Annotated in this window: 7 protein-coding genes; 3 read left to right on the forward strand and 4 right to left on the reverse strand. The window is 57.8% G+C overall.

The window, feature by feature from the left end; all coding sequences use genetic code 11:
* The first annotated feature begins 557 nt into the window (after positions 1 to 557).
* The 3 genes from Q1M04_RS15720 to Q1M04_RS15730 all read left to right on the forward strand — a co-directional run bounded on the left by Q1M04_RS15720 (position 558) and on the right by Q1M04_RS15730 (position 2,479).
* On the forward strand, positions 558 to 830 hold the full coding sequence (locus Q1M04_RS15720) for an FAD-linked oxidase C-terminal domain-containing protein (RefSeq protein ID WP_300347302.1): 273 nt from the start codon (positions 558 to 560) through the stop codon (positions 828 to 830).
* Positions 814 to 2,010 carry a pyridoxal phosphate-dependent aminotransferase gene (locus Q1M04_RS15725; protein ID WP_300347296.1) on the forward strand — a complete coding sequence of 399 codons (1,197 nt, stop codon included), beginning with the start codon at positions 814 to 816 and terminating at the stop codon, positions 2,008 to 2,010. Before Q1M04_RS15720 ends, Q1M04_RS15725 begins: the two co-directional genes overlap by 17 nt.
* Before the next feature lie 319 nt (positions 2,011 to 2,329).
* Entirely contained in the window at positions 2,330 to 2,479 is a 150-nt protein-coding gene (locus tag Q1M04_RS15730; RefSeq protein WP_300347304.1) for a peptidase dimerization domain-containing protein, read from the forward strand.
* Positions 2,480 to 3,089: 610 nt separating this feature from the next.
* On the opposite strand, the gene Q1M04_RS16300 is transcribed toward Q1M04_RS15730, so the two are convergent.
* The 4 genes from Q1M04_RS16300 to Q1M04_RS15745 all read right to left on the reverse strand — a co-directional run bounded on the left by Q1M04_RS16300 (position 3,090) and on the right by Q1M04_RS15745 (position 6,787).
* On the reverse strand, positions 3,090 to 3,575 hold the full coding sequence (locus Q1M04_RS16300) for a transposase (RefSeq protein ID WP_366140848.1): 486 nt from the start codon (positions 3,573 to 3,575) through the stop codon (positions 3,090 to 3,092).
* Positions 3,572 to 3,898, reverse strand: coding sequence for a transposase (locus Q1M04_RS16305; protein ID WP_366140849.1), 327 nt, complete (start codon positions 3,896 to 3,898; stop codon positions 3,572 to 3,574). Before Q1M04_RS16305 ends, Q1M04_RS16300 begins: the two co-directional genes overlap by 4 nt.
* 225 nt (positions 3,899 to 4,123) lie before the next feature.
* Positions 4,124 to 4,777 carry a DUF4368 domain-containing protein gene (locus tag Q1M04_RS15740; protein WP_300347298.1) on the reverse strand — a complete coding sequence of 218 codons (654 nt, stop codon included), beginning with the start codon at positions 4,775 to 4,777 and terminating at the stop codon, positions 4,124 to 4,126.
* 147 nt (positions 4,778 to 4,924) lie between these two features.
* Complete coding sequence (locus Q1M04_RS15745; RefSeq protein WP_300347300.1) at positions 4,925 to 6,787, reverse strand: hypothetical protein; 1,863 nt, start codon at positions 6,785 to 6,787, stop codon at positions 4,925 to 4,927.
* Positions 6,788 to 6,939: the final 152 nt, after the last annotated feature.

A 6,939-nucleotide genomic window follows, 5' to 3' on the forward strand; every position in this document is an offset into this window, starting at 1 on the left:
GCAGGGTTCCGGGCGGCATATCAAGGCTCTTTCCCTCAAAAGTAGTAAATTGGTAGTAAATTCAGCTTGAAATCCTGCTTGTATGCCCGTAAATCAAGGCTTTTTTGAGATAATCAACCATTTTTATTAACAAAACGGCGTTCATAGGAGGCGCGCGCAATGCGTATTCACGGTTCCCGAATGCAGGCCGGCATGTGCATGGGCAGGATGACTGTCCAGGATTCTTTGCGCTCACTTGCCGCCTGCCCGAAGCACCGAGGAATCGTTTGACCTGACGCGCCGGTTTAACGACTGCCGGCCAAAGCGGGGAGCCGTGAGCTCCCCGCTTTTTTGCGTCCTAAAGGAGGAATTTGCTTGATAGGGCTCAACCACATTTCCAAGAATTTTGGCAGCGGGCCCCGGCAGGTCCATGCCGTCCGGCGGGGAGCTATATCCTCCTGACCTTCGACGGGCAGAAGAACGAGGCGGAGGCCAGCCTAGAGCGAGTCCAGGATTTGGTCTTGAAAAATGGAGCACTGGATTGTATCATTTTATAAGACTCCGCCCGGGCGGCGGATATCTGGAAGGTCCGGGGGAACCGGGACGCAGAGACCTGGGAGCGGGAGCCTCACGCCGTCATGGACCGGGCCTGTCACAGGGCCTATGAGCTGGGGGGCGCGGCCTCCGGGGAGCACGGCATCGGCGTCTCCAAGCGGCGGTATTTCCTCCGGGAAACCCGTCGGGAAAACCTGACCGTCATGAACCAAATCAAAGACATCCTGTACCCCCTGCACATTCTGAACGACCAAAAATCCTATATTGGAGGACACGACTATGCAGAGCCTGTCTAAGCGCACCGCCAGCTTCACCGACTCGGTGATCCGGCGCATGACCCGCGTTTCCAACCAGTACGGCGCGGTGAATCTCTCCCAGGGCTTCCCGGACTTCGACCCGCCCCGGGCCATCCTGGACCGGTTGGCGGAGGTCAGCCGGGAGGATTTCCACCAGTACTCCGTCACCTGGGGAGCCCAGAACCTCCGGGAGGCCCTGGCGGCAAAGCAGTCCCATTACATGGGCTTTCCCATCGACCCCGACGGGGAAATCACAATCACCTGCGGCAGCACGGAGGCCATGATGGCCACCATGATGACCGTGGCGAACCCCGGGGACAAGGTGGTGGTCTTCTCGCCCTTCTATGAGAACTATGGGGCGGACACCATCCTCTGCGGCGCGGAGCCCATCTACGTGCCCCTGTCGCCCCCGGACTTCCGCTTCGACCCAGAGGTCCTGGAGGACGCCTTCCGTCAAAGGCCCAAGGCCCTGATTCTCTGCAACCCCTCCAACCCCTGCGGCCGGGTCTTCACCCGGGTGGAGCTGGAGATCATCGCCGCCCTGGCGGAGAAATACGACGCCTATGTCATCACCGACGAGGTCTATGAGCACATCGTCTACGCCCCCCACCGGCACGTCTACTTCGCCGCCCTTCCGGGAATGCGGCAGAGGACCATCTCCTGCTCGTCGCTGTCCAAGACCTACTCCATCACCGGCTGGCGGCTGGGGTACACCATCGCCCCGCCGGAGATCACGGACCGGATCAAAAAGGTCCACGACTTCCTCACCGTAGGCGCGGCGGCCCCCCTCCAGGAGGCGGTAATCCCCGGATTGAACTTCGGCCAGGACTATTACGACGCTCTTCTGGCGGAGTACACCCACAAGCGGAACCTGTTCCTGAGGGGCCTGGACGCACTGGGGCTGCCCCACAGCACGCCGGAGGGGGCCTACTACGTCCTGCTGGATATCTCGGAGTTCGGCTATGACAGCGACCTGAGGTTCTGCGAGGACCTGGCGGAAAAGGTGGGCGTGGGGGCTGTTCCCGGTTCCAGCTTCTTCCGGGAGCCGGTGAACCACCTCATTCGCTTCCACTTCGCCAAAAAGGACGAGACCCTTTTGGACGCCCTGAACCGCCTGGAATCCCTGCGGGCCAAGATTCCGGCAAAGGGAAAAGGTGCTGACCGTATATGCAGAATCTGAAAAAGGCACTGGAACGGGAGAGAGCCTACCTGGTTGAGCTGCGGCGGGACTTTCACCGGCATCCCGAGCCGGGCCTTTGTGAATTTCGTACCGCGTAGCGGCTCGAAGGAGAAATTGGAGTGTTTCGGAATTTCCCACCGGCGGGCGGGAGAGACCGGCGTTCTTGGCATTTTGCGTGGAGACGGCGCAGACCGGGTGTTCGGCATCCACACGGCCTCGGACCTGCCCGGCGGAACCATCGGATTATTATTTCCGAGCTTTAAGCTCGGAAATAATAAAGCCGGGGCTGAACAATGCCGCTGCAGACCACTTCCGGATCATGATCCGGGGAAAGTCCGCCCATGTGTCTACCCCGCAGCTGGGGGCCGATGCCCTCTATATCGCCAGTCACGCTGTAGTCGCGCTCCAATCCCTAGTCACGCGGCTTACCTCGCCGGTGGAGCCGGTTACATTGGCGTTGGAAAGCTGACGGCGGGAACCACCTATAACGCTCCGGCGGAAACCGCCGGGTTGGAGGGGACGACCCGGTCGGTCTCTCAGGAGAGCCAGGAGAGGATACGGGACTTGGGTTCCAGAACTGTTTCCAGCATCTCGGATCTCTATGGCGGGACCGCGGAGATTCAGCTCCATACCCCTGGCGCATATGCGTATTGGGGAACAGGAAACACCGCCCATCCCCATACATTGCTGCCAAACCATAACGGTAGCTTTGATGTGGATGCGGAAGCCCTGATTCTGTGCGCGGGACTCTATGCTGGGTATATTTTTTAGGCCTTGTTTGAAAATTGGCGGAATGCCGGATTGGGGCAGATTTTTTTGCCAGGCAAGGCGATTTGACGCGGGAGCCCTGACGGATTTCAAGTCAAATCAACGCAGTCCTGGCGGAAAAAGATGCCCAAAGACGGCGTTTTGCCATGTTTCAAACAAGGCCTAAGCTCGCAAAACGTACATACGTACATAGAGTGATGTTTAAAGCTAGGCAAACAGGCGAAGGTAATGAAAACGTCCAATAAGCGACCATATTTAGGGATGAATTCCTCGCTTTTCCAGTCACAGCCCGGTCGAAGGGCGCAAAAACCTTAGGCGGGGCATAGGGAACCGCCCGCCCTGGCAAGCATGTACAAATTTGCGCTGGCGAAGAGAACGTGTAATCGGTTAAGATTTTTTCTCAGACCCCGGTAAACGGTCTTTCGAAAGTCGAAAATGTTCTTCACAATTCTGTAGGGATGCTCCACCTTGCAGCGTACGGCAGATTTTCGGTTTTCAATATGCCGCTCCCAGTCAATGGCATTGTCTGAAACCCTGGGGAACCGGCCCGGCCTGCGGTTGATGCGGTATTCAATGGCACAAAGCTGCGGATTGCTTTTGAGTTCTTCCCGTTTCTCTATCCCAAGGTAGGCACTGTCCCCGTAGACCGCCTTATCATCTTCCCGCAGAAGCCTTGCCGCTGCAGTGACATCGTGGACATTGGCGGCGGTGGCCTCCACTGTGTGGACAAAGCCGCTCCCGGCATCCACGCCGGTGTGGCACTTCATACCAAAATGCCATTGGTTTCCCTTCTTCACCGAGTGCATCTCCGGATCCCGTTTTTCTCCGCGTTTTTTGTAGAGCTGGGTGCGCTGATCAGCGTGGCGTCTACGATGCTGCCGCCCCGCATCATCCGTCCAGCCCGTTCCAGGCAGCGGTTGATTGCGTCAAAAAACAGCTTGCCGATGCCCTTCTCCTCCAACAGATGCCGAAAGTGCAGCAGAGTCGTGGCGTCCGGGACATCCTGCTCGAAAAAGTTGATCCCCATAAATTTGCGCATGGCATAGCTGTCATAAATTGCGTCCTCTACTCCTTCATCGGATAAGCTGAACCAGCATTGCAGCAGATACATCCGCAGCATGGTTTCTATCTCCATCGGCGGACGGCCGCGTTTCCCGGTTGGATAGTGGGGGACAACCAGCGATACTCATTCCTCCCATGGGATGATCTCGTCCATGATTTCCAGAAATTCTTCCCGTTTTGTTTTCTTTTTCCGGCATCTGTATTCCATATCGCTAAAACTTTCCTGTTTCATACCCAGCGCCCCTTCCCTTTATTTTATCACATCTTTTATCATTTCGGGGGATTAAATCAGCGTTTCCTTAATATCACGCTCATCGTGGCCGTTAACCGTTCTGCGTTCTCCGACCTCGATACGCTTCACCAGACGCAGAAGCGTCGGATGGTCCAATTCCTCCAGCTTGGAGTAGTTTCGGATGAGGGCCAGCCAACCGTCAGCGGCCTTTTCATCTTCATACCGCTTCATCAGCTGAACGCATACTGCTTCCGGGATCGCGCCCTTCACCTTGTCCTCGTAGGCAGCAACCACCAGCTTTTCCAACTCCGCAAGCCGATTATCCAGCGTGGCCATAGTTGCTTGGAGTGCTCTCCGCAGTTCCAGACCGGCAACGTTCTTCTGAGCAATAATCTTCTCCTTGAGGGTGTTGGGGTGATTCTGTGCCAGCGCTGCCTTGAAACGGATGTCGATCAGCAACAGTTCGATCAGCATCCTCTGATTGATCATGTGGCCTGAACAGACGGTCTTTCCACCAGTGACATAGCGGTTACAGGCATAACTCTGATAGGTGGAGGGGCTTCCATCCTTGCATTTTCGGCCATCTCTATAGTGCCGCATGGGAGATTTGCAGTCCATGCAGAACAGGACGCCTGTGAATAACGCTGTCTCTCCGGTCTTGCTACTCCGGAATTTTGCTTTTCGGGCATCCAACTCCCGCACCATATCCCACGTCTCCCGCGAAATCAGCGATGCTCGTTCCCATAGGTCCACTCGGTCACGGTATCGCCGTACATCTGCTCCCGCATCCAGTCAAGCAGGGCCTGCGCCTCTTTCTCCGGAAAATCCATCTTTGCACATCCTTTCAAAGATTTATGAGTGGAGGAAAGCCCCAAGGTTGCCGGCCCACTCGCCAGCCAGTTCCACCAGGAACATGGCGGAGAACTGGATTGCCACGCAGACCGCCTCCACGCCGAACAGGATTGCCGCGTTCAGCCAGTCCCAGACGCACACCTGATAGATGCCGCAGGCCAAGATCACCAGCATGAACAGGCGGAGAGGTTGGACGCCAGTTTGCCGATGATGTGGAGCGTGTAGAGCGCCAGCATCAGGGGGAGTGCCCGCAGTTTCAAACTTCGCCTTGAGTCCGCCCTCGCCCAGATGGTCGTCCGTGATGCGGAAGTTACGGGCGGCGGGCTGTTTACGGTAGACGACCCAAGTACATCCGTTTAAGCCTTGTCCATCACTTCCCCAAATCCTGTGATAGTCCGGGTGTTCAGCCATGAACGCCTCAACCTGAGCGGTTTCGTAGTCGTAAAAGTAGCGGAAGTATTTGCTGTTGCCGCGGGGATCATCCTGTTCCGCGCTCACTTCCGGGGCAAACAGATGGGCATTGCGCTCATCCGCCCAGAGCATCCGCTCCAGCCGTTCCTTGCTCTCGGAGCGGAGGATGGGGTAGAACTGTGCGGGGTCACGGAGCTGGACATCGAACAGGCCGATCCCCTCCACGATATAGAGGGTGTCCTCCAGATAGACGGTATCGCCCACCTGATAGGCCGGCTCCTGCGGTGCGGCAGTGCTTTTTGCATCGGTCCCAAGGGCGGCAGGGGGAATATCCTCCCCGGCTCCTTCACGGGCCTTGCCCTCCAAAGACGCAAAGCCGCCAGCCGTAGCCATAGCGGAGCGGCCCTGCTCATTGTACCCGTAGTGGTTGTAGAACTGCCCGTTGGGGTACTGCTGGATGACGATGGCCTCATCGCCGTTCAGATAGCTGGCAACGGTCTGGACCGCCTCCTTCGGCTGGGCGTCCCGGATGCGACCTGTTCGCAGGCTATGCTCGAACATCTCCCGGTCCATGAACACCTGGTCCCGCCCCGGCTCGTCAGGATAGACATAGAACACATCCCCATCCGTCACGCCCGTCAGGACGCTCTCCTTCTCCCCCTCCTCAGAGTAGAGGGTGAACGGGTCCCCGATGCCATATTTCAGGGGAGGCAGCTTCGCCTCCTCCGTTTTGAGCCAGTCGGCGGCCTCCCACCTTGCGACATCCTCCTTGACCTGGAGCAGATAGTCCTCGGCCTGCCACTCGCTGGTGAACTCCTCGGAAACGCCCTGCCTGTTTTGCCCCCTCGTAGGTGCGGATCGCCCGCTCGATCTCACGGAACACCTGGGAGGACGCCTCGCTGACCGCCGTACCCAGCACATTGGACGCCGCCTGGGTATTGAAGTCGAACACATCCATGAAATCTTCCGGCTCAAAACAGCTCTCCGGGTCCTCCACGTAGCGGGAGCAGAGCATATACTCGATGCTGGTCTCCCCGCCCTCCGAAAGGACACCCCTACGTTGAACTCATCATACCCGTAAAGGAAGGAATCGTCAACGATGCCGAGGATGTTCCTCTTGTTTGCCTCCCAATATTCGTCTGCAAGATGGGCGGCGATGGCCCCGCTCTGCTCCTCCAGCCCCGCGCCGGCCCCCACGCCGTAGGCTCGCTCCAGCGCATCCTGCACAGCGGGGACATACTCCTCCCGCATGGACCAGAAGTTGACCGGGCGGGAGTTCTCCCTTGCCCCGGTGTCCGACACATCGAACACATAGCGTAGCTTCGGGCGGCTGCCCGTGTTGTCCACCAGCGCGATGCCCTTGGACCCCCGGCGCACATAGCGGCGCATGGTCTTGTTCCAGAGGTCGTACTCGGCGCAGGCCGTGGCGTCCGGGCGCTGCTTGTAGATCATGAGCTGCTCATTGTAGGGGGATTTCTAAGGAAGCACTGATTAAAGCCGGTAAAAGCCAGGCAAACAGACAAAGGTAAAGGAAACGACCAATAAAGGGCCATATTGGGGGATGAATTCCTCGCTTTTCCAGTCCCAGCCCGGTCGAAGGGCGC

Source organism: uncultured Oscillibacter sp., from assembly GCF_950073225.1.
Classification (GTDB): domain Bacteria; phylum Bacillota; class Clostridia; order Oscillospirales; family Oscillospiraceae; genus Oscillibacter.

Excerpts from the sequence above, each read along its gene's own strand:
- Q1M04_RS15725 (WP_300347296.1), top strand. The coding sequence starts at position 814 with ATGCAGAGCCTGTCTAAGCGCACCGCCAGCTTCACCGACTCGGTGATC.
- Q1M04_RS16305 (WP_366140849.1), bottom strand. The coding sequence starts at position 3,898 with ATGCTGCGGATGTATCTGCTGCAATGCTGGTTCAGCTTATCCGATGAA.
- Q1M04_RS15745 (WP_300347300.1), bottom strand. The coding sequence starts at position 6,787 with ATGATCTACAAGCAGCGCCCGGACGCCACGGCCTGCGCCGAGTACGAC.
- Q1M04_RS15730 (WP_300347304.1), top strand. The coding sequence starts at position 2,330 with ATGATCCGGGGAAAGTCCGCCCATGTGTCTACCCCGCAGCTGGGGGCC.
- Q1M04_RS15740 (WP_300347298.1), bottom strand. The coding sequence starts at position 4,777 with ATGGTGCGGGAGTTGGATGCCCGAAAAGCAAAATTCCGGAGTAGCAAG.